The sequence below is a fragment of the Pseudarthrobacter sp. NPDC059871 genome, from assembly GCF_042731175.1.
Classification (GTDB): domain Bacteria; phylum Actinomycetota; class Actinomycetes; order Actinomycetales; family Micrococcaceae; genus Arthrobacter.
Window position 1 is genome coordinate 25,722 of the sequence record NZ_JBHWJV010000012.1, and the last position, 26,997, is coordinate 52,718.

At 66.1% G+C, this 26,997-nt stretch carries 22 protein-coding genes; 5 read left to right on the forward strand and 17 right to left on the reverse strand.

Annotated elements, in window-relative coordinates; genetic code table 11:
• Genes ACFV4R_RS16210 through pgl form a run of 4 tightly spaced genes read left to right on the forward strand, consistent with a single transcriptional unit; the run spans position 1 to position 4,964 of the window.
• A complete protein-coding gene (locus tag ACFV4R_RS16210) occupies positions 1-1,632 on the forward strand; it encodes a glucose-6-phosphate isomerase (RefSeq protein ID WP_377203489.1) in 1,632 nt (543 codons plus the stop codon).
• A 14-nt stretch (positions 1,633-1,646) separates the two neighbouring features.
• A complete protein-coding gene (gene zwf / locus ACFV4R_RS16215) occupies positions 1,647-3,218 on the forward strand; it encodes a glucose-6-phosphate dehydrogenase (RefSeq protein ID WP_056078980.1) in 1,572 nt (523 codons plus the stop codon).
• The gene (locus ACFV4R_RS16220) at positions 3,215-4,156 is read left to right on the forward strand and encodes a glucose-6-phosphate dehydrogenase assembly protein OpcA (RefSeq protein WP_377203488.1); all 942 of its coding nucleotides are present in this window, start codon (positions 3,215-3,217) and stop codon (positions 4,154-4,156) included. The genes zwf and ACFV4R_RS16220 overlap by 4 nt, the downstream gene beginning before the upstream one ends.
• Positions 4,146-4,964, forward strand: a complete 819-nt coding sequence (pgl, locus tag ACFV4R_RS16225; RefSeq protein WP_377203487.1) for a 6-phosphogluconolactonase — start codon at positions 4,146-4,148, stop codon at positions 4,962-4,964. Before ACFV4R_RS16220 ends, pgl begins: the two co-directional genes overlap by 11 nt.
• On the opposite strand, the gene ACFV4R_RS16230 is transcribed toward pgl, so the two are convergent.
• From ACFV4R_RS16230 to ACFV4R_RS16310, 17 genes are all read right to left on the reverse strand, one after another.
• Positions 4,917-5,312, reverse strand: coding sequence for an RNA polymerase-binding protein RbpA (locus tag ACFV4R_RS16230; RefSeq protein ID WP_377203486.1), 396 nt, complete (start codon positions 5,310-5,312; stop codon positions 4,917-4,919). The two genes, pgl and ACFV4R_RS16230, sit on opposite strands and share 48 nt — an antisense overlap.
• A 136-nt stretch (positions 5,313-5,448) precedes the next feature.
• Entirely contained in the window at positions 5,449-5,706 is a 258-nt protein-coding gene (gene secG, locus ACFV4R_RS16235; RefSeq protein WP_015937027.1) for a preprotein translocase subunit SecG, read from the reverse strand.
• Between the two features lie 50 nt (positions 5,707-5,756).
• The gene (tpiA, locus tag ACFV4R_RS16240) at positions 5,757-6,572 is read right to left on the reverse strand and encodes a triose-phosphate isomerase (protein WP_377203485.1); all 816 of its coding nucleotides are present in this window, start codon (positions 6,570-6,572) and stop codon (positions 5,757-5,759) included.
• Positions 6,573-6,672: 100 nt separating this feature from the next.
• Positions 6,673-7,899 (reverse strand): phosphoglycerate kinase, encoded by a 1,227-nt coding sequence (locus ACFV4R_RS16245; RefSeq protein WP_377203484.1) that lies wholly within the window; start codon positions 7,897-7,899, stop codon positions 6,673-6,675.
• A gap of 10 nt (positions 7,900-7,909) precedes the next feature.
• A complete protein-coding gene (gene gap, locus ACFV4R_RS16250) occupies positions 7,910-8,920 on the reverse strand; it encodes a type I glyceraldehyde-3-phosphate dehydrogenase (protein WP_015937024.1) in 1,011 nt (336 codons plus the stop codon).
• Between the two features lie 258 nt (positions 8,921-9,178).
• The gene (locus ACFV4R_RS16255) at positions 9,179-9,805 is read right to left on the reverse strand and encodes a superoxide dismutase (protein ID WP_377203483.1); all 627 of its coding nucleotides are present in this window, start codon (positions 9,803-9,805) and stop codon (positions 9,179-9,181) included.
• A 100-nt stretch (positions 9,806-9,905) separates the two neighbouring features.
• On the reverse strand, positions 9,906-10,886 hold the full coding sequence (gene whiA, locus ACFV4R_RS16260) for a DNA-binding protein WhiA (protein WP_015937022.1): 981 nt from the start codon (positions 10,884-10,886) through the stop codon (positions 9,906-9,908).
• A 9-nt stretch (positions 10,887-10,895) separates the two neighbouring features.
• Entirely contained in the window at positions 10,896-11,915 is a 1,020-nt protein-coding gene (gene yvcK / locus ACFV4R_RS16265) for a uridine diphosphate-N-acetylglucosamine-binding protein YvcK (RefSeq protein ID WP_377203482.1), read from the reverse strand.
• Entirely contained in the window at positions 11,915-12,838 is a 924-nt protein-coding gene (gene rapZ, locus ACFV4R_RS16270) for an RNase adapter RapZ (protein WP_377203481.1), read from the reverse strand. Before rapZ ends, yvcK begins: the two co-directional genes overlap by 1 nt.
• A 68-nt stretch (positions 12,839-12,906) precedes the next feature.
• Positions 12,907-14,919: an excinuclease ABC subunit UvrC gene (gene uvrC / locus ACFV4R_RS16275; RefSeq protein ID WP_377203480.1), complete on the reverse strand. Its 2,013-nt coding sequence runs from the start codon at positions 14,917-14,919 to the stop codon at positions 12,907-12,909.
• A 100-nt stretch (positions 14,920-15,019) separates the two neighbouring features.
• Positions 15,020-15,688 carry a lysophospholipid acyltransferase family protein gene (locus ACFV4R_RS16280; RefSeq protein WP_377203479.1) on the reverse strand — a complete coding sequence of 223 codons (669 nt, stop codon included), beginning with the start codon at positions 15,686-15,688 and terminating at the stop codon, positions 15,020-15,022.
• Positions 15,675-16,391, reverse strand: a complete 717-nt coding sequence (locus tag ACFV4R_RS16285) for an HAD hydrolase-like protein (protein ID WP_377203478.1) — start codon at positions 16,389-16,391, stop codon at positions 15,675-15,677. Before ACFV4R_RS16285 ends, ACFV4R_RS16280 begins: the two co-directional genes overlap by 14 nt.
• An 81-nt stretch (positions 16,392-16,472) precedes the next feature.
• Positions 16,473-19,394 (reverse strand): excinuclease ABC subunit UvrA, encoded by a 2,922-nt coding sequence (uvrA, locus tag ACFV4R_RS16290; protein ID WP_377203477.1) that lies wholly within the window; start codon positions 19,392-19,394, stop codon positions 16,473-16,475.
• Positions 19,395-19,441: 47 nt separating this feature from the next.
• Entirely contained in the window at positions 19,442-19,822 is a 381-nt protein-coding gene (locus tag ACFV4R_RS16295; protein ID WP_377203476.1) for a GntR family transcriptional regulator, read from the reverse strand.
• Complete coding sequence (locus ACFV4R_RS16300; protein WP_377203475.1) at positions 19,819-21,624, reverse strand: ABC transporter ATP-binding protein; 1,806 nt, start codon at positions 21,622-21,624, stop codon at positions 19,819-19,821. Before ACFV4R_RS16300 ends, ACFV4R_RS16295 begins: the two co-directional genes overlap by 4 nt.
• Entirely contained in the window at positions 21,621-23,375 is a 1,755-nt protein-coding gene (locus tag ACFV4R_RS16305; RefSeq protein ID WP_377203474.1) for an ABC transporter ATP-binding protein, read from the reverse strand. The genes ACFV4R_RS16300 and ACFV4R_RS16305 overlap by 4 nt, the downstream gene beginning before the upstream one ends.
• 174 nt (positions 23,376-23,549) lie before the next feature.
• On the reverse strand, positions 23,550-24,329 hold the full coding sequence (locus tag ACFV4R_RS16310; protein WP_377203473.1) for a trans-aconitate 2-methyltransferase: 780 nt from the start codon (positions 24,327-24,329) through the stop codon (positions 23,550-23,552).
• Between the two features lie 121 nt (positions 24,330-24,450).
• Here ACFV4R_RS16310 and ACFV4R_RS16315 point away from each other — a divergent pair, with 121 nt between their 5' ends.
• A complete protein-coding gene (locus ACFV4R_RS16315; RefSeq protein ID WP_377203472.1) occupies positions 24,451-26,994 on the forward strand; it encodes a DEAD/DEAH box helicase in 2,544 nt (847 codons plus the stop codon).
• Positions 26,995-26,997: the final 3 nt, after the last annotated feature.

The following is a 26,997-nucleotide window of genomic DNA, read 5'->3' on the forward strand; positions in this document are numbered from 1 at the left end:
ATGAGCACACTCAGCTACGAAGCCACCGGTGCCGCGCAGCAGGCACTCGAACAGCACCTTCCCGCCCTCGTCGAGGACAGGATTGCCACCCGGATCTTTGCGAAGGACCATACCCTGTGGGGTCCCGACGCTGAGTCGGAGTCCGCAATCCGCCTCGGCTGGGTCGAGGCTGCAACGGTCTCCCAGCCGCTGGTGAAGGACATCCTGGAACTGCGCGACGCCCTCCGGGCCGAGGGAGTCACCCGTATTGCCCTGTGCGGCATGGGTGGATCCTCGCTGGCTCCCGAGGTCATCGCCGGCACCGCCGGCGTCGAGCTGACTGTGCTGGACAGCACGGACCCTGACCAGGTCCGTGCTGCCCTGGCGGACCGCCTGGCGGAAACCGCCATCGTGGTCTCCTCCAAATCGGGTTCCACCGTTGAAACCGACTCCCAGCGGCGGGTCTTCGAGAAGGCGTTCAACGACGCCGGCATCGACGCCAAGAGCCGGATCATCATCGTCACCGATCCCGGATCGCCACTGGACAAGGCCTCCCGCGAAGCCGGGTACCGCGCCGTCTTTAACGCCGACCCCAACGTTGGCGGCCGCTTCTCCGCACTGACCGCGTTCGGCCTGGTGCCCTCCGGCCTGGCGGGCGTGGACATCCAGGCCTTCCTGGACGAGGCTGAGGAAGTAGCAGAGGTCCTGAACGAGGACGCCCCCGAGAACATCGGCCTGGCCCTTGGAACCGCCCTGGGCGGAACCAGCCCCCTGCGCAACAAGATCGTCATCGCCGAGGACGGGTCCGGCATCGTGGGCTTCGCCGACTGGGCTGAACAGCTCATCGCCGAATCCACCGGCAAGCTCGGCACCGGGGTGCTGCCCGTCGTCGCAGGTCCCAACTCCCCCGAGGTCAACTCCGGCGCGAAGGACGTCCTCGTGGTCCGCCTCGTGGCCGCGGATGCCGACGTCGAACTTGGTGAAAACGAAGTCGCCATCGCCGGCGGCCTCGCTGCCCAGATGATGGTCTGGGAGTTCGCGACCGCAGTGGCCGGCAGGCTGCTGGGCATCAACCCGTTCGACCAGCCCGACGTGGAAGCCGCCAAGGTTGCTGCCCGCGGCCTCCTGGACGCGCAGCCTGAACCCACACCGGCAGCCTTCGTCGATGGTTCCATCGAGGTCCGCGGCGGGGAATGGCTCGGCGGCGCATCAACGGCCGCGGAAGCTGTCGGCGCACTGCTGGACACCCTCCAGCCGGACAGCTACCTCAGCATCCAGGCCTACTTTGACCGGCTGGCGTTCGGGCAGCTTGAAGGCGTCCGCGACGAGTTCGCAGCGGCGACGGGACGCCCCGTCACATTCGGCTGGGGCCCCCGGTTCCTGCACTCGACCGGCCAGTTCCACAAGGGCGGCCCCGCCATCGGCGTGTTCCTCCAGGTGACGGCTGCGTCCACTGAGGACCTGGCCATCCCCGAGCGTCCCTTCACCTTCGGCGAACTGATTTCCGCCCAGGCTGCCGGTGACGCCCAGGTCCTCGAAGAACACGGCCGGCCCGTGCTCCGGCTGCACCTCACCAACCGAGCCGCCGGCGTGGCACAGCTGCAGGGCATCGTTTCTGCACTGTCCGCCCGGGCATCCGCTACCGAAAGCTAAGGCGCACAAGCAACATGCCAGAAACTGAATACGGCAGGACCTCCGGAACGCGTTCCGGAAAGTCAGGCCGGAATCCCCTGCGGGATCCGCGTGACCGCCGGTTGAACCGGATTGCCGGTCCGTCCTCGCTGGTGCTCTTCGGGGTCACCGGCGACCTTGCCCGGAAGAAACTGATGCCGGCCGTGTACGACCTCGCCAACCGGGGGCTGCTGCCGCCCAGTTTCGCGTTGGTCGGGTTCGCACGGCGTGAGTGGGACAAGGAGGACTTCGCCGCTGAAGTGAAAGCGTCCGTCCAGGCCCACGCGCGGACCCCGTTCGATGAGGCGGTCTGGAACCAGCTCTCCGAAGGCATCCGGTTCGTCCAGGGTGAATTCGACGACGACGCTGCGTTTGAGCGGCTCGGCGAAACCATCAAGGAACTCGATGACGTCCGCGGCACCCGCGGGAACCACGCGTTCTACCTGTCGATCCCGCCGAAGGCATTCGAACAGGTCTGCCGTCAGCTGTCCAAGCATGGGCTGGCCCAGGCCGACGGCGACAAGTGGCGGCGCGTGGTCATTGAGAAGCCGTTCGGCCACGACCTCCAGTCCGCCCGGCAGCTGAACGACATCGTCGAATCGGTCTTCCCGCCGGATGCCGTGTTCCGGATCGACCACTACTTGGGTAAGGAGACGGTCCAGAACATCCTGGCCCTCCGCTTCGCCAACCAGCTGTTCGAGCCGCTGTGGAACGCGAACTACGTGGACCACGTCCAGATCACCATGGCCGAGGATATCGGCACCGGTGGCCGTGCCGGGTACTACGACGGCGTGGGTGCGGCCCGCGACGTCATCCAGAACCACCTCCTCCAGCTGCTGGCACTCACAGCGATGGAGGAGCCCATTTCCTTCAACGCCGATGACCTGCGTGCGGAGAAGGAAAAGGTCCTCGCAGCGGTCAAACTCCCAGAGGACCTGTCCACGCATTCTGCGCGGGGGCAGTTCTCGGGCGGCTGGCAGGGCGGCGAGCAGGTTCAGGGGTACCTGGAGGAAGAGGGGATCCCCGCGGATTCGACCACCGAGACTTACGCCGCGGTGCGGGTGGACATCCACACGCGCCGTTGGTCAGGAGTCCCGTTCTACCTGCGTGCCGGCAAACGCCTGGGAAGGCGGGTCACGGAGATTGCCGTGGTCTTCAAGCGCGCCCCCAACCTGCTGTTCCGTGACCACGGTGAGGACGACTTCGGGCAGAACGCGGTGGTCATCCGCGTCCAGCCTGACGAGGGCGTCACCATCCGGTTCGGTTCCAAAGTCCCGGGCACCCAGATGGAAGTCCGGGACGTGACGATGGACTTCGGCTACGGCCACTCGTTTACCGAGTCCTCCCCCGAGGCGTACGAGCGGCTGATCCTGGACGTACTCCTGGGTGAGCCGCCGCTGTTCCCCCGGCACGAGGAAGTGGAACTGTCCTGGAAGATCCTTGACCCGTTCGAGGAATACTGGGCTCAGCTGGACGAACAGCCCGAACCCTACGCCCCGGGATCCTGGGGCCCTGCCTCTGCTGATGAGCTGCTGGCCCGTGACGGACGAACCTGGAGAAGGCCATGATTGTCGATTTGCCCGACACCACCACCTCGAAGGTGTCCAAGAAGCTCATGGCACTGCGGGAACAGGGCGGCGTGATTGCCCTGGGCCGGGTCCTTACCCTCGTGGTGGTGACGAAGTCCGGCCTCGAAGAGGAAGCGATTGAGGCCGCAAACGACGCCAGCCGGGAACACCCCTGCCGGATCATCGTCCTCGCTGATGCCGGAAAGGACACCGGTGACCGGCTGGACGCCCAGATCCGGGTGGGCGGCGACGCCGGCGCCTCGGAGGTGATCGTGCTGCGCGGCTACGGCCAGCTCGCCCACGAAAGCGAATCGCTCGTTGCGGCGCTGCTGCTCCCGGACGCGCCGATCGTGGCCTGGTGGCCGCACGGCGCCCCGGAGAACGCCTGCGAAACCTCCATTGGCGCCATCGCGCACCGCCGGATCACGGACTCCGCAAACGAACCCGACCCCCAAGCGGCCCTCGAACGCATCCACGGTACCTACAAGGCCGGTGACACCGACCTTGCCTGGACGAGGCTGACCAACTGGCGCATCCAACTCGCCGCAGCCCTCGATGAAGCGGATTCCTCTCCCGTCACGGCAGTGGCTGTGGAAGGTGCCTCGGACTCGCCCAGCACCATCCTGCTGGCCGCCTGGCTGACACTCACCCTGGACGCCCCCGTGACCATCGTGGCGGATCCGGCCGGAACCGGTATCCGCCGGGTCCGGCTCACCCGGCCCGGCGGTGACGTCCAGCTGTTCCGCCCCGGACTCTCGGTGGCGGAACTCACCCAGCCCGGGCAGCCTGCCCAGCGGATCTCCCTCCCGCGCCGCAGCCTCCGTGACTGCCTCGCCGAAGAACTGCGCCGGCTCGATCCGGATGAGGTGTTCGGTGAAGTGATTACTATTGGACTGCCACGTACAAACCTAAGGAGCGTCCGGCCCAGTGAGCGTTGACCCAAGAGTAAGCATTCATCCCGACTCGTCCGTGCTGATGGCTGCCATCGCGGCACGCCTGATCACCAAGCTCGTCGATGTCCAGGACAAACACGGTGAGGCCACCGTTGTCCTGACCGGCGGCACGGTGGGCATCGGCACGCTGAAGGCTGTTGCAGACTCTCCGGCGGCTCCGGCCGTCGACTGGTCAAAGGTGAATTTCTGGTGGGGCGACGAGCGGTTCGTGGGATCTGCCGACGGCGACCGGAACACAAAGCAGGCGTACGACGCCCTGCTGAAGCACATTCCCGTGGATCCGGACCGCATCCACGAACCCGGTTCCTCGGACGACTTCGAAACGCCTGAAGATGCGGCTGCTGATTATGCGCGTCGGCTCCGTGAGGCAGCGGCCGCCGAACATGCCGCCGATATGTCCGACGACCGTCCGGAAGAGCCCGGGGTCCTCCCCCGGCTTGATGTTGTCCTGCTGGGTGTGGGTCCTGACGCGCACGTTGCATCGCTCTTCCCCGAGCAGGCGGGTATCCGAGAGAAGGAACGCACGGTGGTGGGGGTACGCAATTCCCCAAAGCCTCCGCCGCTGAGGATTTCGCTGACTCTGCCTGCCATCAACACTGCCGCTGAGGTCTGGATGGTGGTAGCAGGCGAGGACAAGGCCGGTGCCGTTGGCCTGGCCCTCGCCGGGGCCACCCCGGTCCAGGTCCCCGCGGCGGGGCCCCGGGGAACGTCCCGGACCCTGTGGCTCATCGACGAGAATGCGGCCTCACGGGTCCCGCAGCAGCTCGTCCGGAAGGACGCCGCGGGCGCGTAACCGTTCCAGCGCTCCGGCCAGCACGTCTTCGGCGTCCTGGTCGGAGCGCCGCTCTTTAACGTACTCGAGGTGCGTTTTGTAGCCGTCGTCGAGGGCCTCGGTGCCGGCAGCCTCGGAACCGTCCCTCGATGCCAGCGCTCCGCAGCGCCGGCAGTCCCAGACAGCCGGGATCTGGACGTCAGGGAGCTGCAGGAAAACGGGCTCCGTGACATGCCCCTTTGGACACCAGTACGAAACCCGGATCCTGGGCAGCGGGCTGCCGTGGTCGGCGCCGCCTTGGAGGCTTGAGCCTGTCCCCGCTGTCACCCCAGCCCGCGTACCGCGGAAACCTGACACTGGATGGACCATCGGAACTCCTGCCTCGGGATGACTGGTTCTGCCGGTTAAACAAAACTGTGGCTGTCGGAAGCCGACAGCCACAGTTTAGTTCGCAGGCGCGCGGGGCGGGAGGGCCCAGCGGCATACCAGTGTTGGAAGTTTGGGGTCAGGAGTCCCCGGCGCCGCTGAACCTCATGATCAGGCCCAGGGCGATGATGACGATTCCCCAAGTGACGCCGAGGATGATGGTGAACCTGTTGAGGTTGCGCTCAGCCACACCGGATGAGCTGAGTCCTGAGCTCATGCCGCCGCCGAACATATCCGACAGTCCGCCGCCACGTCCTTTGTGAAGGAGGATGAGCAGCGTCAGCAGGAGGCTGGTGATGCCCAGGAGGATCTGCAGGATGACATGAAGAACGTCCACGACGGCCTTTCAGGAAGTTAGTGGGGCGGGAGTGCGTGCGCCGGGACGGACTAGTCCGTCACCAGGTGACTCTCGAACCTGACAATATTAGCAAACTCAGCCGGGTCCAGGCTGGCGCCACCCACAAGCACGCCGTCAACGTCGCGCTCCTTCAGGATGGCTGCTGCATTGTTGGCCTTGACGGAGCCGCCGTACAGCAGCCGGGTCTTGGCAGCAACGGCCGCGCCGAACAGTTTCTCCAGCTCGGCCCGGATGGCGGCGCACATCTCCTGCGCGTCCTCCGGTCCGGCAACCTCGCCCGTTCCGATGGCCCATACGGGTTCGTAGGCAACCACTATTTCTGCCGCCTGCTCGTCGGTCAGGCCTGCCACGCCGCCGCGAAGCTGGTCCAGGGTGTGGTTGACGTGCGTGCCGGCCTGGCGGATCTCCAGGCCCTCACCGACGCAGAGGACCGGGGTGACGCCGTGTTTGAAGGCGGCCTTGGTCTTGGCGTTCAGGATGTCGTCAGACTCGTTGTGGATGGTCCGGCGTTCGCTGTGGCCCACCAGCACGTACTTGCAGCCCAGCTTGCTCAGGAACTGCCCGGAGATGTCACCGGTGTAAGCGCCGGAGTCGAACTGGGAAAGGTCCTGGCCGCCGTAGGCCACGTCCAGGTCGTCGCCCTGGACCAGGGTCTGGACACCGCGGAGGTCTGTGAAAGGCGGGAAGACCGCAACCTCGACGCGGTTGTAGTCGTGCTTGGCGTCCGAGAGTGTCCAGGCCAGCTTCTGCAGGAGGGTGATGCCCTGCACGTGGTCCATGTTCATCTTCCAGTTGCCGGCGATGAAGGGCTTACGGTCGAAGGCGCCGTTCGTAGACGTTGTCACGTGTTCTCCAAAATGGTCTTGTAAAGTGTGCGGCCGGCAGGCTGCCGCGGGCAACCTGCCGGCCGAAGGACAGGAGCTGTGATGCTCCCGGAGGCTGGTCCTACCGGTCCAGGACGCTCAGGCCCGGGAGTTCCTTGCCCTCAAGGTACTCCAGGCTGGCGCCGCCACCGGTGGAAATGTGCCCGAACTGGTCGTCGGCGAAGCCGAGGGTGCGTACAGCGGCAGCTGAGTCGCCGCCGCCCACCACGGTGAACGCTTCGGTTTCGGTCAGGGCCCTGGCGATGGCGCGGGTTCCGGCGGAGAAGGCTTCGAATTCGAAGACTCCCATGGGTCCGTTCCAGAACACCGTCCGGGCGCCCTTGATCCGTTCCGCGAAGGCAGCTGCCGAGTCGGGACCGATGTCCAGGCCGATGCCGTTGGCGCCGAAGCTGCTGCCCTCGATGGCGTCCGCGGCAACCGTTTCATGCGCGGCGTCGGCAGCGAACTTCTCCGCCACCACAACGTCCGTGGGGATCACGAACTCGGTGCCGGCATCCGCGGCGCGCTTCAGGTAGTCCTGCACAACGCCGATCTGGTCCTGTTCGAGCAGGCTGCCGGCCACCTTGTGCCCCGCCGCAGCGAGGAACGTGAACAGCATGCCGCCGCCCACCAGGATGGTGTCTGCCTTGCCGAGCAGGTTGTCGATCACGGCGAGCTTGTCCGAGACCTTCGATCCGCCCAGGACCACCACGTAGGGACGCTGGGTGTCGGCGGTGAGCTTGCGCAGGACGTCCACCTCGGCGTGCACCAGGTCGCCCTGGTAGGACGGCAACCGGGATGCGACGTCGTAGACGCTTGCGTGCTTGCGGTGGACAGCACCGAACGCGTCATCCACGTACGCGCCGTTCCCGCCGGTCAGCGCCACCAACTCATCAGCGAAGGCGCCGCGCTCGGCGTCGTCCTTGCTGGTTTCGCGGGCGTCGAAGCGGACGTTCTCCAGGACCAGGGCCTCGCCGTCCTGCAGGGAAGCTGCTGCTTCCCTGGCAGAGTCACCGACGGTGTCGGCGGCGAGGGTGACCTTGAAGGCCGCCAGCTCCGCGAGGCGGTCCACGGCAGGGCGGAGGGAATACTTATCCTCGGGGGCGCCCTTCGGGCGTCCAAGGTGGGCTGTTACCAGCACGCGGGCACCGGCGTCCGTGAGCTTTGCCAGCACTGGGAGGGAGGCCTTGATGCGGCCGTCGTCAGTGACTGTAGAGCCGTCGAGCGGCACATTCAGGTCGCTTCGGACCAGAATGTACCGCCCGCGGACACCTTCAGCGATCAGTTCGTTGAGGGTGTGGGATGTCATGTGTCTAACCCTAGCCCAGCTTGGACGCGACAAGCTCCGTGAGGTCGACGAGGCGGTTTGAGTAACCCCACTCGTTGTCATACCAGGAAACAACCTTGACCTGGTTGCCGATGACCTTGGTCAGTCCGGCGTCGAAGATCGAGGATGCGGGGTCGCCAACGATGTCCGAGGACACGATGGGCTCTTCCGTGTAGGTCAGGAAGCCCTGCAGTTCGTCGGACTCGGAAGCGCGCTTGAGGGCAGCATTGACTTCCTCAACGGTGGTTTCGCGGGACACGGTGACCGTGAGGTCCGTAGCTGAACCGGTGGGGACGGGAACGCGGATGGCGTAGCCGTCCAGCTTGCCCTTGAGCTCCGGCAGGACCAGGCCGATTGCCTTGGCCGCACCGGTGGAGGTGGGCACCATGTTGATGGCAGCGGCGCGGGCGCGGCGCAGGTCCTTGTGCGGGCCGTCCTGGAGGTTCTGGTCGGCCGTGTAGGCGTGCACGGTGGTCATCAGGCCACGCTCGATGCCGAACTCGTCGTTGACTACCTTGGCCAGCGGGCCGAGGCAGTTGGTGGTGCAGGACGCGTTGGAAATGATGTGGTGCGTGGCGTTGTCATACAGGTTGTGGTTTACGCCCATCACGATGGTGATGTCCTCATCCGAGGCGGGGGCGGAAATCAGGACCTTCTTGGCACCGGCGTCGATGTGCTTCTGCGCATCGGCTGCCTTGGTGAAGAAGCCGGTGGACTCGATGACGATGTCCACGCCAAGCTCGCCCCACGGAAGGTTGGCGGGATCGCGTTCCGCCAGGACCTTGATGACGTTGCCGTTGACGACGATGTTGCCGTCCTTGACCTCGATGGTTTCCTTCAGGCGTCCGCCCACGGAGTCGTACTTGAACAGGTGGGCCAGCGCCTCGGGGCTGGTGAGGTCGTTGACGGCAACGATTTCGAGGTCCGCACCCTGGGCGAGTGCTGCGCGGAAGTAGTTGCGGCCAATACGGCCGAAGCCGTTGATACCAATACGGGTCGTCACTTTTCAGTCTCCTTGGTGCTTGAAGCAAGCACTACTAGTTGAGCGGGCGTTCAAGCCAACTAACAGATCCCGCACGCCATTGGGCAGAGATGATTTACAGACGGAAGGCGACCAGCCTCATTGCTGAAGGCTAACCGCCTTCCGTGACCTATCTTACGTTTAACTGGGTCCGCCCCCGCAAGTGCGGGGGCGGCCAGTCCACATGGCGGCCTTATTAAGTCCGAATGTGAAGTTTGTAACAAGCATGTGTGCTGCAGGTTACGGGAGGGTGATGAGCCCGGTGGCGTTGCTGCGGGCGGCGACGAAGCGCTTGGCGACGTCGGCCCAATTCACGATGTTCCAGAACGCCTTGACGTAGTCGGCCTTGACGTTCACGTAGTCCAGGTAGAAGGCGTGCTCCCACATGTCCAGCATGAGCAGCGGCGTGGTGCCCAGCGCCACGTTGCCCTGCTGATCGTACAGCTGCTCGATGACCAGGTTTCCACCGATGGGCTCGTAGGCCAGGAAGCCCCAGCCCGAGCCCTGCAGGCCGAGGGCGGCTGCGGAGAACTGGGCGCGGAAGGCGTCGAAGGAACCGAACGCGTCATCGATGGCTGCAGCCAGTTCGCCCTCGGGCTTGTCGCCGCCGTCCGGGGAAAGGTTGTTCCAGAAGACGGAGTGGTTGACGTGTCCGCCTGTGTGGAACGCGAGGTCCTTGGAGAGCCGGTTGATGTTGGCGAAATCGCCCTTCTCCCGTGCCTCTGCCAGCTGGGCCAGCGCGTTGTTGGCGCCTGCAACATACGCTGCGTGGTGCTTGCTGTGGTGCAGCTCCATGATCCGCGCAGAGATGTGCGGCTCAAGGGCGGCGTAGTCGTACTTGAGTTCGGGCAATACGTACTCAGTCACAAAATCCTCCAATATCGTGGACTTTCGGTCCGGTTGGTGACTCTCGGATTATGCATCCGGACGTCTGGCGCCCGGAATTATTTTTGATTCTAGGGGCCCGCTACTCGTCGAGCATTTCGGGCGTCACATTGGCATCGGTGCCGGGAATCCCCAGGTCAAGGGCCCGCTTGTCCGCCATCGCCAGGAGCCGGCGGATCCGGCCGGCGATGGCGTCCTTCGTCATGACAGGATCGGCCAGCCTGCCGAGCTCGTCCAGGCTGGCCTGCTTGTGGGCCACACGCAGTTCGCCGGCGTACTTCAGGTGGTCCGGGACGTCGTCGCCGAGGATTTCCAGGGCGCGGTCCACGCGGGCACCGGCAGCAACGGCGGCCTGCGCCGAGCGGCGGAGGTTGGCGTCATCGAAATTGGCGAGGCGGTTCGCGGTGGCGCGGACCTCCTTGCGCATCCGGCGCTCTTCCCAGACCATGAGGGCGTCGTGGGCGCCCATGCGGGTCAGAAGGGCGGCGATGGTGTCGCCGTCGCGGATTACCACCCGGTCCACGCCGCGCACCTCGCGCGCCTTGGCCTGGATGTCGAGCCGGCGGGCGGCACCCACCAGCGCCAGGGCGGATTCAGGCCCGGGGCAGGTCACTTCGAGTGAGGACGAACGGCCGGGTTCGGTCAGCGAGCCGTGGGCCAGGAACGCACCGCGCCATACTGCTTCGGCGTCCGCCGCGGAGCCATTGACGACGGCGGACGGCAGCCCCCGTACGGGGCGGCCGCGGCCGTCCAGAAGGCCGGTCTGGCGGGCCAGCGCCTCGCCGTCGCGCACGACCCGAACCACGTACCTGCTGGCCCTGCGGAGCCCGCCGGCTGACACCACAATGATTTCGCTCTGGTGCCCGTAGACCTCTGCGATGGCTGCCCGGAGGCGCCGCGCGGTGGAGGCGAGGTCCACCTCTGCCTCGATGACGATCCGGCCGGAGATGATGTGCAGGCCGCCCGCGAAACGGAGCATCGCGGAGACCTCAGCCTTGCGGACGGACGATTTCTTAATGTCCAGACGGGACAGTTCTTCTTTGACTGATGCTGTCAGTGCCATGGCACCTTCCTAACTGTTCCCAAAAATGTCCTGGTACGCCGTGGCCAGCCGCAGGGGGTCATGGACGGGACGGCGTCCCGACGCCCCTACTTTACCCAAGACCACCTCGGCGCCGATCATCGCGGCGGCCTTCTCGAACTCCTGGCGGTCGGGGACGGACGCAGGATCGGCAAGGACAACGTCAACGTTGAATCCGGGGGCGTAGCGGCGCAGGACGTGCAGGTGGTCCGCGGCCGTCATGCCCGAGGTTTCCTTGGTGTCCGTGGCGAGGTTCATGGTCAGGCAGCGTTTGGCCGGGGTGTTGCACAGCGCCTGGCGCATCTCCGGCAGCAGCAGGTGGGGCAGCACGGAGGTGTACCAGGAGCCCGGGCCCAGGATGACCCAGTCGGCGAGCTCGATGGCGGTCAGCGCTTCCGTGCAGGCGGGTGCCGACTCCGGGAGGAGGCGGACGTTTTCCAGCGATCCTGCCACGGCGCAGCGGGCCTGGCCGTGGACCGTCTCCAGCACCGAACCCCCATCCGGCGCCGTCACCCGGACATCGCCTTCGATGGTGAGCGGCACCGTGGACATGGGCAGGACCTGGCCGCGGGCACCCAGGAGGGCCCCGGCCCAGGTAAGGCCGGCGACGGCGTCGCCCAGCAGTTCCCAGAGCGTCACGATCAGCAGGTTCCCCATGGCGTGTTCGTCCAGCGAGCCGCCGCGGCCGCTGCCGGGGCGGAACCGGTGCTGCATGACGTCGCGCCAGGTCCGTCCCCAGTCTGTGTCGTCGCAGAGCGCAGAGAGCGCCATCCGGAGATCTCCCGGCGGGAGGACACCGTACTCTTCGCGCAGACGCCCGGACGAGCCGCCGTCGTCCGCCACTGTGACGATCGCGGTGAGCTTGGAGGTGAGGAGGCGGAGGGCGGACAGCGAGGCGGAGAGCCCGTGGCCGCCGCCCAGCGCCACAATGGTGGGCTCGGTGTCCTGCGGGCCGGCGCCCGGTCCCGTGGCAGGGGGGACCAGCGGCAGCGCGCCGGTGAACAGCGCCATTACTCGCGGCCCAGATCCCGGTGGGTGGTGGTCACGGTGACCCGGGGATACTGCGCGAGCTTTTTGGAAAGCTCGACGGCGACTGCCACGGAGCGGTGTTTCCCGCCCGTGCACCCCACTGCGATGGTGGCGTAGTGCTTGTTTTCGCGCCGGTAGCCATCAAGGACCGGCTCGAGGGCCATGACGTAGCGGTCCACGAAGTTCTTGACGCCCTCGGCCTCGAGCACGTAGTCGCTTACGTCCTTGTCCAGGCCGGTGTGCGGGCGCAGCTGCGGTACCCAGTGCGGATTGGGAATGAACCGGACGTCGGCCACGTAGTTGGAGTCCACGGGCAGGCCGTACTTGAAGCCGAAGCTCATGACGTTCAGCCGCAGCGCCACCGGGCCGGTTTCGCTGAAGAGCTCGGTGATGGCCGTGGCCAAGCCGTGCACGTTGTAGCCGGAGGTGTCCAGCACGACGTCGGAGCTGTCGCGCAGTTCCTGCAGGAGCTCGCGTTCGGCGGCAATACCGTCCAGGATGCGGCCCCCGCCCTGCAGCGGATGCGGCCGGCGTCCCTGCTCGAAGCGGCGGACCAGGACGTTGTCGCTGGCGTCCAGGAACAGCACCCGGAAGGTGACGCCGCTGGCGGCCAGGGCACCCAGGGCGGCCCGGATGTCTGCGAACAGGCCTTTGCTGCGGACGTCGATGACAACTGCCAGCCGCGGGATGGACTGCGGGGCGTGCGAGACGAGCTCAGCGAGGGTTCCCAGCATCTGGGGTGGCAGGTTCTCCACGACGTACCAGCCATGGTCCTCGAGTGCATCGGCGGCGGTGCTCCGCCCTGCCCCGGACATCCCGGTAACCACCAGCAGCTCCGCTTCGAGGGGTTTGACGGGCTCCATGCCGTTTTGCCCTGCCTCGGATTCCGCCGAAGTGCCTGCCATTGAGTCCGCCCCATTTCCGTTGTCAGTCAGTGGGGCAGCGCCGGCGCAAACCCCGCCACTTACCCTAGCTAAGTTTCAATGATTTCGCCGGTGGTCATGTTGATGGCCGGCACTGTGACCGCCGCGGGACCGTCTCCGGAGAAATGGCTGACGATGGCGGCGGCCAGCGCCGGGCCGATTCCTTTCGCCTGGGCGAGCTCCTCGGGCGTTGCCGACTTGACGCCCTTGACTGACCCGAAGTGGGACAGCAACGCCTTCCGCTTGGAGGCGCCCAACCCCGGAACGCCGTCCAGCGCCGAAACGGTCATGGCTTTGCCGCGCTTCTGGCGGTGGAACGAAATGGCGAACCGGTGGGCCTCGTCCCGGATGCGCTGCAGCAGGTACAGGCCCTGCGACGTTCGGGGAAGGATGACGGGGAAATCGCTGTCCGGCAGCCACACTTCCTCCAGGCGCTTGGCCAGGCCCACCACATACACGTCATCGATGCCCAGGTCCGCCAGGGCACGTGCGGCCGCATTGACCTGCGGCTGCCCGCCATCCACCACCACCAGGTTCGGCGGATAGGCGAACTTGCCCTTCGGCGCCGGAGTGGTGGTGTCGGCCACAGCGGCCTCGGCGGCAGCGTCCGCCGCTGCCTCTGCGGTGCCTGCTTCGAGGACGTCCTCGTCCACCTGTGCGGACTTGTCCTGGAGGTAGTGGCGGAAGCGCCGGGTGAGGACGTCGTGCATGGCGGCGGTGTCATCCGATGCGGCCGGTCCGGTGATGGAGAACTTCCGGTAGTCGGATTTCTTGGGCAGCCCGTCCTCCACCACCACCATGGACGCCACCACGTTGGTTCCCTGGACGTGGGAGACGTCGAAGCATTCGATGCGCAGCAGCGGCACGGGAAGGTCCAGCGCTTCCTGGAGTTCCTGGAGTGCCTGCGACCTCACGGTGAGGTCCCCTGCGCGGCGGGTTTTGTGCAGCTTCAGGGCATGCTCGGCGTTCTCCCGGACGGTGGACATCAGGGCGGCCTTGTCGCCCCGCTGCGGGACGCGGACGTCCACCCTGGCGCCGCGGATGCCGCTGAGCCATTCCGTCAGCTCCTCCGCGTTGCTGGGCGCCACGGGAACCAGCACCTCCCGCGGCAGCCGGCCGTGGGTTTCGCCGTCCTCGCCGTAGACCTGCTGGAGCAGGTGTTCCACGAGGTCCGGCGTGGTGAAGTCCTCCACCTTTTCCACCACCCAGCCGCGCTGGCCGCGGATCCTGCCGCCGCGGACGTGGAAGACCTGCACGGCTGCCTCGAGCTCATCCTCGTGGAGCGCGAACACATCAGCGTCCGTGTCCTCAGCCAGCACCACGGCGTTCCGCTCAAAGACCTTCCGCAGGGCCGTGATGTCGTCGCGGAGCCGGGCGGCCTGTTCGTAGTCCAGCCTGGCCACGGCGGCCGCCATCTGCTTTTCAAGCTTATTGGTGAACCGCTTGGCTTCGCCGCCCATGAAGGCGCAGAAGTCTTCAGCAAGGGCCCTGTGGTCTTCCGGGGAAATCCTGCCCACGCAGGGCGCCGAGCACTTGTCGATATAGCCCAGCAGGCACGGGCGCCCGCTGGACTCGGCACGTTTGAATACCCCGGCGCTGCAGCTGCGGACCGGAAAGACCCGGAGCAGGGTGTCCATGGTTTCGCGGATGGCACCGGCCGTGTACGGCCCGAAGTAGCGGGTGCCTTTCCGCTTGTCACCGCGCAGCACCTGCACCCGGGGGTATTTCTCGCCGAGGGTGACGGCCAGGTAGGGGTAGGTCTTGTCGTCGCGGAACACCACGTTGAAGCGCGGCTTGAATTCCTTGATCCAGGTGTATTCCAGCTGCAGGGACTCAAGCTCGCTGCCCACCACGGTCCACTCCACGCTGCTGGCCGCGTGGACCATGGCGTAGGTTTTGGGCAGCAGTCCGGCGGGGTTGGCGAAGTAGGAGTTCAGGCGGGAACGGAGGCTCTTCGCCTTTCCCACGTAGATGACCCGTCCGTGCGGATCCCGGAACCGGTAGACGCCCGGGTTGGTGGGGATTTCACCGGTCCGGGGCCTGTAACTTGCTGGATTTGCCACCTATACAGTCTACTGAGCCGCGCCGCCCGGCTTTGCCGCCACGGAACTTTCGGCACGCACTTATTCCCCGCGGACACGCCGTGGGTGCAAGTGCGCCGCCCTACTCCGCGACTTTGCTTTGGTTGTAACCGGTGGAGCGCTGCTGCCCGCTGAGTTCAGCGATGGCGTCCATGATGCGGTCCGTCACTTCGCGCCGCGCAGGCAACGAGTGGTCAGGCCCGGTCTTGTCGAAGTACAGCGGCTCCCCCACCTTCATGGTGAAGTGCTGAGGCTTCACGCCTTTTTCGCCGGCCCGCTGCAGGTTCTCAGTGCCGATCAGACCCACGGGAACCACGGGTGCCCCGGTGGTCAGTGCCAGCCAGCCAACGCCCGTGCGGCCCCGGTAGAGGAGGCCGTCCCGGGAGCGTGTGCCTTCCGGGTATATGCCGATTCCCTTGCCTGATTCAAGGATGTCCAACAGGGTCTTGAGCGCCTGGACGCTGGCGGCCTGCTCACCGCGTTCCACCGGGATGGAGCCGACAGATTCGAAGAAAGCCTTCATGACTTTCCCTTTGATGCCGCCGGTGGTGAAGTACTCTGCCTTGGCGAAGAACGCCACCGGGCGGGGCATGAGGGCCTGGACAATGACGCTGTCAAAGAAGGACAGGTGGTTGGGGGCAACGATGAACGGCCCATCTTTGGGGACGTTTTCCAGGCCGACGACGGTGGGCCGGCAGGTGCCGGAGATCAGGTTGCGGGTGGTCCAGCGGACGGCATCAAACATTTCCATCGTTGGTCACCTCGCTCATGGCGGAGGCGTGGATGGACTGCAGCCGCTCCACGGCGGTGACGAGTTCGGCGGCATTTGCGACGACGGTGAAGGCGCCGGCGCCCTCCAGCTCGCCGTCCGGCGCGAATCCCCACGCCACACCGATGCAGTCCAGGCCGTTGGCAATGGCGCCCGAGACGTCCTGCGCACGGTCCCCCACCATGACAGCGTGCTGGGTGTCGAGGTCCTTCAGGGCGGCGGCGATGATCTCTGTTTTTCCGAGCGGGACGCCGTCGACTGCGGATTCATTGTCCGCGGAGCCGTGGATTCCGCGGAAGAGTCCGTCAATCCCGTGGTGGGCCAGGACGGTCCGGGCGATGGTCTGCGGTTTCTGCGTCGCCACGGCTACGGGCAGGCCGGCTGCCACGAACGTTTCCAGGACTTCCCGGATACCCGGGTAAAGCCGGCCCTGGGCGATCCCGGTCTCCGCGTAGTAGGCGCGGTACCGGCGGATCACGTCGTCGAGGCGGTCCGCCGGAACCTTCGCCACGTTCAGCAGGGCGTCGCTGAGCTTGGGGCCAATCATGGAGTCGAGCAGGTCCTGGCTGGGCACGGGAAGTCCCAGCTCTTTCAGGGCCGAGGAGATTCCGTCAGTTATCCCACCGGCAGGATCGACAAGAGTGCCGTCCAGGTCAAAGATCACGGGCACTGTTGTTGAAGTCACCGGGTTAGTTTCTCATGCCTTTACGGGTGCCCGAAACTCGCATTCCACCAGCGGAATACTTCCGGTGGAACCGCGCAGGGCTCAGCCGAGTATTTCGGCCAGGAACGCGGCGGTGTGGCTTGTGGTGGAGGTGGCCACCTGCTCGGGAGTTCCCGTGGCCACGATCTTCCCGCCGCCGGAGCCGCCGTCGGGCCCCAGGTCAACGATCCAGTCCGCACTCTTGATGACGTCAAGGTTGTGCTCGATGGTGATCACCGTGTTGCCCTTGTCCACCAGCCCCTGCAGGACCAGCAGCAGCTTCCGGATGTCCTCGAAGTGCAGGCCCGTGGTGGGCTCGTCCAGGACGTAGACGCTGCGGCCGTTGGACCGCTTCTGCAGCTCGGCTGCCAGCTTCACGCGCTGCGCCTCACCGCCGGAAAGGGTGGTGGCAGGCTGTCCGAGGCGGACATAGCCCAGGCCGACGTCCACCAGCGTGTTCAGGTGCCGTGCGATGGGCGAAAATGCCGCGAAGAACTCGGCACCTTCCTCGATGGGCATGTTGAGGACGTCGGCGATGGTCTTGCCCTTGTAGTGGACTTCAAGGGTTTCCCGGTTGTACCGGGCGCCGTGGCACACCTCGCAGGGTACGTATACGTCCGGCAGGAAGTTCATCTCAATCTTCAGGGTGCCGTCGCCCGAGCATGCCTCGCAGCGGCCGCCCTTGACGTTGAAGGAGAACCGGCCTGGCAGGTAGCCACGGACCTTGGCTTCGGTGGTCTCGGCGAAGAGCTTGCGGATGTTATCGAACACGCCGGTGTAGGTGGCGGGGTTTGAACGCGGTGTCCGGCCGATGGGGCTCTGGTCAACGTGGACCACCTTGTCGAGGTGTTCGAGGCCCTGGACCGTCTTGTGCCGGCCGGCCACCTGCTTGGCCCCGTTGAGCTTGTTGGCGAGCACCTTGTAGAGGATTTCGTTGACCAGCGTGGACTTACCGGAGCCGCTGACTCCCGTGACGGCCGTCAGCAGGCCGAGCGGGAAGGCTGCGTCCACGTTGGTGAGGTTGTTCTCCCGCGCACCGACCACCTTCAGTTCGCGCTTCTTGTCGTACTTGCGGCGCTTTTTCGGGATCTCGATGCTCTTCCGCCCGGACAGGTAGTCGCCGGTCAGGGAGTTCGTGTTATCGAGCAAATCCTTGTAGGAACCGGAGTGGACCACCTGGCCGCCGTGCTCACCGGCACCCGGTCCGATGTCGACGATCCAGTCCGCCACATGGATGGTGTCCTCGTCGTGCTCCACCACAATCAGGGTGTTGCCCATGTCGCGGAGCCTGGTGAGGGTGTCGATCAGGCGGCGGTTGTCGCGCTGGTGAAGACCGATGGACGGTTCGTCCAGGACGTAAAGGACACCCACCAGGCCGGAGCCAATCTGGGTGGCCAGGCGGATACGCTGCGCCTCGCCGCCGGACAGGGTGGCGGAGGGGCGCTCCAGGTTCAGGTACTCCAGGCCGACATCCAGGAGGAAGGTCAGCCTGGCCTGGATCTCCTTGAGCACCTGGTGGGCAATCTGCGCCTCGCGGCCGGTGAGGACAAGGTTGTCCAGGAATGCCGCGCATTCGCGCATGGGCAGCGCTGCCACTTCGGCAATGGACTTGCCGTTGATCAGCACCGACAGCGAGGCCGGGTTCAGCCGCGCTCCGTTGCAGGCAGGGCAGGGAATCTGGCGCATGTACTCTTCGTAACGGTCGCGCGCCCAGTCAGAGTCGGTTTCGCCGTGCTTGCGGTGGACATACTGGATGGCACCTTCGAAGCCGGTGCTGTACTTGCGTTCCCGGCCGAACCGGTTGCGGTACTGCACCACCACCTTGTGGTCCTTGCCGTGCAGGACAGTCTGGCGGACGTCCTTGCCCAGCTTTTCCCAGGGGGTGTCCATGGAGAACCCGAGCTCCTTGGCCAGGCCCTCAAGGAGCCGGTTCCAGTACTCTGTGGTGGCAGTGCCAAGGGACCAGGGCGCGATGGCGCCTTCCGAAAGGGAGAGCTCGGGGTTGGGGACGATCAGCTCGTCATCCACCTCGAGCTTGGTGCCGATGCCGCTGCAGGCAGCGCAGGCCCCGAAGGGGTTGTTGAAGGAGAAGGACCGCGGTTCGATTTCGTCGATGGCCAGCGGGTGCTCGTTGGGGCAGGCAAGGTTTTCGGAGAAGGCCCGCGTGCGCCCGGCGTCGTCTGCGTCGAGGTCGACGAATTCGGCCAGGACCCGGCCTTCGGCGAGGCCGAGGGCGGTTTCGATGGAGTCGGTAAGGCGCTGGCTGATGCCTTCCTTGACCACCAGGCGGTCCACCACCACTTCGATGGTGTGCTTGTACTGCTTGCCGAGTTTGGGCGGATCGCTGAGCTGGATGAGGTCGCCGTCCACCCGCGCCCTGGAGTAGCCCTTGGCCGAGAGCTCCTTGAAGAGGTCAACGAATTCACCCTTGCGTCCCCGGACTACGGGTGCGAGGACCTGGAAGCGGGTTCCGTCCTCAAGCTCCAGCAGCTGGTCCACGATCTGCTGCGGTGTCTGCTTGGCCACGGGTTCGCCACAGACGGGGCAGTGCGGCCGGCCGACGCGTGCCCAGAGGAGGCGCATGTAGTCGTAGATCTCGGTGATGGTTCCCACGGTTGACCGGGGGTTCTTGCTGGTGGACTTCTGGTCGATGGAGACCGCCGGTGACAGTCCTTCGATGAAGTCGACGTCGGGCTTGTCCACCTGGCCCAGGAACTGACGCGCGTAGGCGGAGAGCGACTCGACGTAGCGGCGCTGGCCTTCGGCGAAGATGGTGTCGAAGGCGAGGGAGGATTTGCCGGAACCGGACAGGCCGGTGAAGACGATCATGGCGTCGCGGGGCAGGTCGAGGTCCACGTTGCGCAGGTTGTGCTCGCGCGCGCCCTTGACCACAAGTCGGGAGAGATCGTGGCGTTGTGGGCTGTCGGCGGAGGTGGCGGTGAAGGAAGCGGGGACGGCTGTTTCTTCGGCTACGGCTTTAGGCACCCCATAATGCTAATCGAAAATTTCTTCGAACGCGCACGGTTCCGCCCTCAGGGAACATCGTAGGCGGCGGCCAGCAGCTTCACCGCTTCCGCAAAAGTTGCACCCTGCGCTTTGGCGGTGGCGGCATAGGCCGCAGCGGCGTCGGACAGCCCGCCGAGACGTTCGTCCCGGGCGCAGACCACGGTGCCGTTCCTGCCCCGGGTTGCCACGATTCCTGCTGCTTCGAGTTCTTTATAGGCGCGCGCCACAGTGTGCGGTGCGACGTCCAGCCGCTCTGCCAGTGCCCGGACGGCGGGCAGCCTGGTGCCGGGCGCCAGCGCCCCATTGTCCACCTGGTGGATCACTTGCAGGCGCAGCTGTTCAAAGAGGGCCACGGTGCTGGTGGAGTTGGGCTTCCACGTCCCGGGGAATTCGGCTGTGTTGCTCACAGTCCCGCCTCAAGGGCGCCGGAGCGGCGCGGCGCCGCCGAGAACTGGGCGTTGTAGAGCCGTGCGTAGAAGCTGTTCGCGGCCAACAGGCCCTGGTGCGTGCCCTGCTCAACAATGCGTCCGTGGTCCATGACGAGAATTAGATCAGCGTTCCTGACGGTGGACAAACGGTGCGCGATGACAAAGCTGGTCCTCCCCCGCCGCAGCCGGAGCATGGCCTGGCGGATCAGCAGTTCCGTCCTGGAGTCGACCGAGCTGGTTGCCTCGTCGAGGATCAGCACGGCCCGGCCGGCCAGCTGGGCCCTGGCGATGGTGATGAGTTGCCGCTGGCCCTGGCTGAGGGGTTCACCGCCGTTTTCCAGAACCGTGTCGTAGCCGTCCGGCAGGGACCTGGCAAAGCGGTCCACGTAGCTTGCCTCCGCCGCGGCCAGGATCTCCCCGTCAGAGGCCCCGGGCAGTCCGTAGGCGATGTTGTCCCTGATGGTGCCGCCAAACAGCCACGTGTCCTGGAGCACCACCCCGAACTGCCCGCGGAGCCGGTCCGGCTGGACAGTGGCGATGTCGGTGCCGCCCATGGTGATCAGGCCCGTGCCCGGTTCGTAGAAACGCATCAGCAGGTTTACCACGGTGGTCTTTCCGGCACCGGTATGGCCCACAATGGCGACCGTCTGGCCAGGCTCCACCGCGAATGACAGGTTCCGGACTGCGGGCGCCGCTCCGGGGTAACCGAACGTCACGTCGTCAAAGACGATGCGGCCGTCCGACGGCGCTTCCAGGGTGCCGCTCTCCGCGTCCTCTTCCGAGTCAAGGAGGGCAAACACGCGCTCAGCCGATGCGACGCAGGACTGGATCAGGTTGAGCAGGCCACCGATCTGGCCCACCGGCTGCGTGAACAGCCTGCTGAACTGGATGAATGCCTGGATCCCGCCGATGGTCATGGCGCCTGCGATGACCTGGAGGGCTCCAACCACCGCGACGGCGATGTAGTTGAGGTTTGCCATCAACACCATCAGCGGCTGCACCACGCCGGCGGAGTACTGCGCCTTGGTTGCTGCGCGGGCCAACCGGCTGTTGCTGCTCGCGAAGACCGCGGCCGCCTCCGGCTGCTGCCCGAACGCCTTGATCACCTCGTGGCCCGTGATGAATTCCTCGACGTGGGAGTTCAGCTCCCCTGTTTCCGTCCATTGGCGCGCAAAATGCTCCTGCGACCTGCGGGCCACGAGCACCGTGACACCCATGGACAGCGGAACTGAGGCGATGGCGATACAGGCTAAGAGGGGCGATATCCACAGCATCATCGCGAGTGACCCGAACAGCATCAGGACAGACATGATCAACTGGGTGAGAAGCTGGTTAAGCGCCTGGGAGATGTTGTCGATGTCGTTGGTGGCCCGGCTCAGCACGTCGCCGCGGGAGCGCTCCCGGAAGTAGGTGGACGGGAGCCGGTGCAGTTTGCCTTCCACTGCGCCGCGCAGCCCGTACATGACGCCTTGAACTGACCGGGCAGTCAGGGAACCCTGCACCCAGTTGAACAGCGACGTGAAGATGTACATCAGCGACACGGCAGCCAGCAGGAGGCCGAGCCCTTCCTGGTCCAGTGCTCCCCGGACCACGCCGTCCACCACAATGTCGGTGGCGTCGCCGAGGAGTTTCGGGGCTGCCACATTCAAGGCCGCGAAACCGCAGGTGGCGGCAACGGCACCCAGCATGAGGGCCCGGAACGGCCGGAGGAGGCCCAACAGCCTGCCGGCGGTACGCCAGAAACCGGCCCCGCGCATGTCGGCGCCGGGCGCCGCCGTCATTGCGGGCCGTCCAGTGCAAGCTGCGAGTCGGCGATTTCCCGGTAGGTGGACGACGACTCCAGCAGCTCGCCGTGCGTTCCCTGCGCAACGAGCCGGCCGCCGTCGAGCACCAGGATCAGGTGGGCATCCTCCACCGCGGCAATGCGTTCGGCCACGATGATCCTGGTGGCTGCGGCCAGCCGGACGTCCAAAGCCTGCCGAAGCCTGGTGTCCGTGTCGTAGTCCAGGGCGGAAAAACTGTCGTCAAAGAGGTACAGCGGGGCCTTGCGCAACAGCGCACGGGCAATGCACAGCCGCTGCCGCTGCCCGCCGGAGAGGGTGGTGCCGCCCTGCCCCACCGGCGTTGCCAGCCCCAACGGGAGGTCCCGCATGAAGCGCATGGTTTGCGCCGCCTCGAGGACCTCCCAGAGTTCGTGGTCGGAGGCTCCGGGCGCAGCCATCCGCAGGTTGTCCGCAATGGTCCCGGAAAACAGGTGGGAGTGTTGCGGGACGATTGACATGGATCTGCGCAGGAGGTCCAGCGGCAGTTCCCGGACATCGGCGCCGTCGAGGAGGATGCTGCCTTCGGTGGTGTCGAGGAACCTCGGGACCAGGTTCAACAGGGTTGATTTGCCGCTGCCGGTGGACCCCACGATCGCCGTGGTGGTCCCGGGCGCAGCCACAAAATTCAGGTCTGCCAGCACCGGCGCTTCCGCCCCCGGGTAGGAGAAGCCAACACCCCTGAACTCCAGGGCTCCAGGCCCGGCCTGGGGCGTCACCGGATCCCCCGCGGCCACGGCAGGGCGCGACGGCGGGGGGCCGGCAGGGTCGGCGACGGAGGGTTTGGTGTCCAGCACCGCAGAGATCCGCTCGGCGCAGACTGCCGCCCGCGGGGCCGTCATCAGCACGTACATGGACATCATGATGGCCAGGAGGATCTGCAGGATGTAGGCGATGAAGGCGGTCAGCGCGCCCAGGTTCATCTCGCCGGCCTGGATCCGGTGGCCGCCGAACCAGACCACGGCCACCGAGGAGAGGTTCACCACGAGCATGATCAAGGGCAGCATGCCGGCAACGAGCAGGGCGGACTGCAGATTGTTGGCGGTGAGACTGGAGTTGGCGCGGGCGAACCGGCGCGTTTCGTGGTCCTGCCGGACGAAGGCGCGGATGGCGTTGGCGCCGATGATCTGTTCGCGCAGGATGCCGCCGGCGTTGTCGAGCAGGTCCTGGCCGTCGCGGTAGAGCGGAATGAGGCGGCGGACGATCAGTGCCATGATCAGGACGAGCAGCGGCACGATCACGATGACAACGGCGGACAGTGCCACGTCCTGCTGCAGGGCAAGGATGATGCCGCCGACGCCCATGGCGGGACCCGCCACCAGCATGGTGAACACCAAGATGGCGAAGGACTGCACCTGCTGGGTGTCGTTGGTGGCCCGGGTGGTCAGGCTTTGTGTGCCGAACCGTGCAACTTCCAGGGAGGACAGGGACTGGATCCGGGCAAAGATTTCCGCGCGGAGCCGGTGGCCGATCCGCATGGCCACCACCGCCCCGAGATAGCCTGCGGCGATGGCAGCCGCCGCCTGGACAACGGCAATGCCGGCCATCACGATACCGAGGCGGGAGATGACGCCCGTATCACCGGGAACGATCCCGTCATCAATGATGGCGGCGTTGACGGTTGGCAGCAGGAGGTTGGCGGCTGCCTGGATCAGCTGCAGCAGGACGACGGCGGCGACGGAGCCTTTTTGGTCCGAGAGCAGGCGCCTCATCAAACCGATCAGCAACGAACCTCCAGTTCGGTCGGGGGCTGTCGGGGCCGGACGTCGGCCTCTCCCCCAGAAACCTCTCCGTCATTGTAAGCCAGATCACTTTCCCCCGCTGTCAAAGACATGACAGGCCCGTTGAGCCGGCCGCACGGCGGCAGTTCAGGGACCGGGAACCGCTCAGTCCGCCTTCCGTCCCACCGCGAAGATCCTGCGGAAGGGAAACACTGTGCCGTGCCGGCCGTGCGGGTAGGCAGCCCGGAGCGCGTCCGCGTATTCCGTTTCGAAGGCGGCGCCGTCCTCCGCCGGGAGCACGGCCAGGACGGGGCGGAGGGCGGTTCCACGAACCCATTCCAGGACGGGGTCGGGCCCGGGCAGCAGCTGCTGGTAGGTGGTTTCCCACGCGTCCGCGGTGCAGCCGGCGTCGAGCATGATCCCGAGGTAGTCCGCAGGTTCACTGACGGATTCTCCGCCCCGCAGGACGCCGTCGAGCTGGGCGGCCCACCGCGGTGATTCTGCCAGCTGGCGCATCAGCTGATGCGACGGGGCGTTGAAGTTCCCGGGCACCTGCATGGCGAACCAGCCTCCGGGGCGCAGCGCGGCCAGCCAGGTCCGGAGCAGGTCCTGGTGCCCGGGGACCCATTGCAGCGCCGCGTTCGTCACCACCACATCCGTGTCATCAGACGGCGTCCAGTCACGGATGTCCTTCTGCTCAAACGCGAGGGACGGCTGCGCGGCGGTGAGCTCCGCGGCCTTGCCCAGCATCTGGGCCGAGGAGTCCACTCCCACCACCCGGGCTCCGGGCCAGCGGCTGGCGAGCGTTGCGGTCAGGTTGCCGGGTCCGCAGCCGAGGTCAACCACCTGGCCGGGGTTGGCGGCGTGGATCCTCCCGGTGAGGTCGAAGAACGGGCGGTTCCGGTAATCGCCGAACTGAACGTACTTCGCCGGATCCCATTTCATAAGTTGCTCCCTGCCTTCGTGCTGACTCTGCTACGGGAAGCCTAGCCGGGGCGAACGGCGGCGGCACCGTACGCCGGACCCACGGATTTCCTGCCGCAGCGGGGCACTAAGCTGGAAAACAATGAAACTCGTTGACCAGCTGACCGATCTGACCGCGCCGGGACCGTCGGCCGCCGTCGACCCCGACGACCTGTACACCCGCTTTGTGGAATGGACCGAAAGCCGCGGCCTGGACCTGTATCCGGCGCAGGACGAGGCCATCATGGAGCTCGCCACCGGCGCCAACGTCATCCTCGCAACACCCACCGGGTCCGGGAAGTCCCAGGTTGCCATCGCAGCCCACTTCCAGGCGATGGCGCTGGGCCGGCGTAGCTACTACACGGCGCCCATCAAGGCGCTGGTATCGGAAAAGTTCTTTGCGCTCTGCGAGATTTTCGGCGCGGAGAACGTGGGCATGATCACCGGCGATTCGGGCGTGAACCAGGACGCCCCGATCATCTGCTGCACCGCCGAGATCCTGGCGAACATCGCCCTGCGCGAGGGCGCCACGGCGGACCTGGGCTCCGTCATCATGGACGAGTTCCATTTCTACTCGGACCCGCAGCGCGGCTGGGCCTGGCAGGTGCCGCTGCTGGAACTGCCGCAGGCGCAGTTCCTCCTCATGTCCGCCACCCTGGGCGACGTGACCCGGTTTGAGAAAGGCCTCACAACGCTCACCGGGCGTCCCAGCACCACCGTGAGCTCGGCTGAGCGGCCCATCCCGCTGCATTTCTATTATCACGAGACCCCGGTCCACGAGACCCTCGAAGAGCTGCTGTCCACCAAGCAGGTTCCGGTGTACGTGGTGCACTTCAGCCAGCTCGAGGCGATCGACCGCGCCCAGACGCTCATGAGCATCAACGTGTGCACGCGGGAAGAGAAGGACAAAATCGCGGACCTCATCGCGAACTTCCGGTTCGCGGCCGGGTTCGGGAAGACCCTCAACCGGCTGGTCCGCCACGGGATCGGAGTGCACCACGCCGGCATGCTGCCGAAGTACCGGCGGCTCGTGGAGCAGTTGGCGCAGGCGGGACTGCTGAAGGTCATCTGCGGTACGGACACCCTGGGTGTGGGCATCAACGTTCCCATCCGCACCGTGCTGCTCACTGCTTTGAGCAAGTACGACGGCGTCCGCACCCGGCTGCTCAACTCCCGCGAGTTCCACCAGATTGCCGGACGCGCCGGCCGGGCAGGGTACGACACCGCCGGCACCGTGGTGGTGCAGGCCCCGGAGCACGTCACCGAAAACGTCAGGGCCATGGCCAAGGCCGTGGCCAAGTTCGGCGACGACCAGAAGAAACTGCGCCAGGTAGTGAAGAAGAAGCCCCCGGAGGGATTCGTATCCTGGGGCGAACCCACCTACCGGCGGCTGGTGGAATCCGTTCCAGACCCGCTGGCGTCCAGCTTCACGGTCACCCACGCCATGCTGATGAACCTGATGGAACGTCCCGGAGACCCGTTTGCCGCCGCACGCCGGCTGCTGACGGAGAACCACGAAACACGGCCGGCGCAGCTCCGGCTGATGAAGAAGGCCCTGGGCATCTACCGCGAGCTGCTGGCCGCCGAAGTTGTGGAACGGATCCCGGAAGCCGAACAGGGGCCGGACGGCCGCGCCGTCCGCCTGACGGTGCACCTGCAGGCCAACTTCGCACTCAACCAGCCGCTCTCCCCCTTCGCGCTCGCCGCGCTGGAGCTCCTGGACCCGGAGTCGCCGTCGTACGCCCTGGACGTGGTATCCATAATCGAGGCGACGCTGGAAAAGCCGCGCCAGATCCTCTCCGCGCAGCAGAAGAAGGCCCGCGGCGAGGCGGTGGCCGCCATGAAGGCTGACGGGATCGAGTACGACCAGCGGATGGCGATGCTGGACGAGGTGACGTACCCGCAACCGCTGGCGGATATCCTGGCCGAGGCCTTCGAGGTCTACCGCAAGGCCGCCCCGTGGGTTGGCGACTTCGAGCTGGCACCCAAATCCGTGGTCCGGGACATGTACGAACGCGCCATGAACTTCGGCGAGTTCGTCCAGTTCTATGGGCTGGCCCGCTCGGAAGGCATCGTGCTGCGGTACCTTGCCGATGCGTTCAAGGCCCTCCGGCAAACCGTCCCGCAGGACATGCTCCGCGACGATTTGGAAGACCTGACCGCCTGGCTGGGCGAACTGGTCAGGCAGGTGGATTCCAGCCTCCTGGACGAATGGGAGGAACTGGCGTCCGGGGCCATGCCCACGCCGCACGACGCGCCACCGCCTCCCCCGCCGTCGCTGACGTCCAACATCCGCGCCTTCCGCGTGATGGTCCGCAACGAAATGTTCCGCCGCGTGGAGCTCTTCGCCGATGAGGACGCCGCGGCACTGGGTGAACTCGACGGCGGCTCCGGCTGGGATGCCGACCGCTGGGAAGACGCCCTGGACGATTACTTCGACGAACACGACGACATCGGCACCGGACCGGACGCCCGCGGGCCCGGACTGCTGATTATCACGGAGGAAGCCGGGGTGTGGAAGGTGCGCCAGATCTTCGATGACCCGGCACGGAACCACGACTGGGGCATCTCCGCCGAAGTGAACCTGGCGGAATCGGACGAAACCGGCACCGCGGTCCTGAGGGTAACAGGCGTCAACCGGCTTTAGGTA

Excerpts from the sequence above, each read along its gene's own strand:
- ACFV4R_RS16210 (WP_377203489.1), top strand. The coding sequence starts at position 1 with ATGAGCACACTCAGCTACGAAGCCACCGGTGCCGCGCAGCAGGCACTC.
- zwf (WP_056078980.1), top strand. The coding sequence starts at position 1,647 with ATGCCAGAAACTGAATACGGCAGGACCTCCGGAACGCGTTCCGGAAAG.
- ACFV4R_RS16220 (WP_377203488.1), top strand. The coding sequence starts at position 3,215 with ATGATTGTCGATTTGCCCGACACCACCACCTCGAAGGTGTCCAAGAAG.
- ACFV4R_RS16230 (WP_377203486.1), bottom strand. The coding sequence starts at position 5,312 with ATGGTCCATCCAGTGTCAGGTTTCCGCGGTACGCGGGCTGGGGTGACA.
- ACFV4R_RS16245 (WP_377203484.1), bottom strand. The coding sequence starts at position 7,899 with ATGACATCCCACACCCTCAACGAACTGATCGCTGAAGGTGTCCGCGGG.
- whiA (WP_015937022.1), bottom strand. The coding sequence starts at position 10,886 with ATGGCACTGACAGCATCAGTCAAAGAAGAACTGTCCCGTCTGGACATT.
- yvcK (WP_377203482.1), bottom strand. The coding sequence starts at position 11,915 with ATGGCGCTGTTCACCGGCGCGCTGCCGCTGGTCCCCCCTGCCACGGGA.
- rapZ (WP_377203481.1), bottom strand. The coding sequence starts at position 12,838 with ATGGCAGGCACTTCGGCGGAATCCGAGGCAGGGCAAAACGGCATGGAG.
- ACFV4R_RS16280 (WP_377203479.1), bottom strand. The coding sequence starts at position 15,688 with ATGGAAATGTTTGATGCCGTCCGCTGGACCACCCGCAACCTGATCTCC.
- ACFV4R_RS16300 (WP_377203475.1), bottom strand. The coding sequence starts at position 21,624 with ATGACGGCGGCGCCCGGCGCCGACATGCGCGGGGCCGGTTTCTGGCGT.
- ACFV4R_RS16305 (WP_377203474.1), bottom strand. The coding sequence starts at position 23,375 with ATGAGGCGCCTGCTCTCGGACCAAAAAGGCTCCGTCGCCGCCGTCGTC.
- ACFV4R_RS16310 (WP_377203473.1), bottom strand. The coding sequence starts at position 24,329 with ATGAAATGGGATCCGGCGAAGTACGTTCAGTTCGGCGATTACCGGAAC.
- ACFV4R_RS16315 (WP_377203472.1), top strand. The coding sequence starts at position 24,451 with ATGAAACTCGTTGACCAGCTGACCGATCTGACCGCGCCGGGACCGTCG.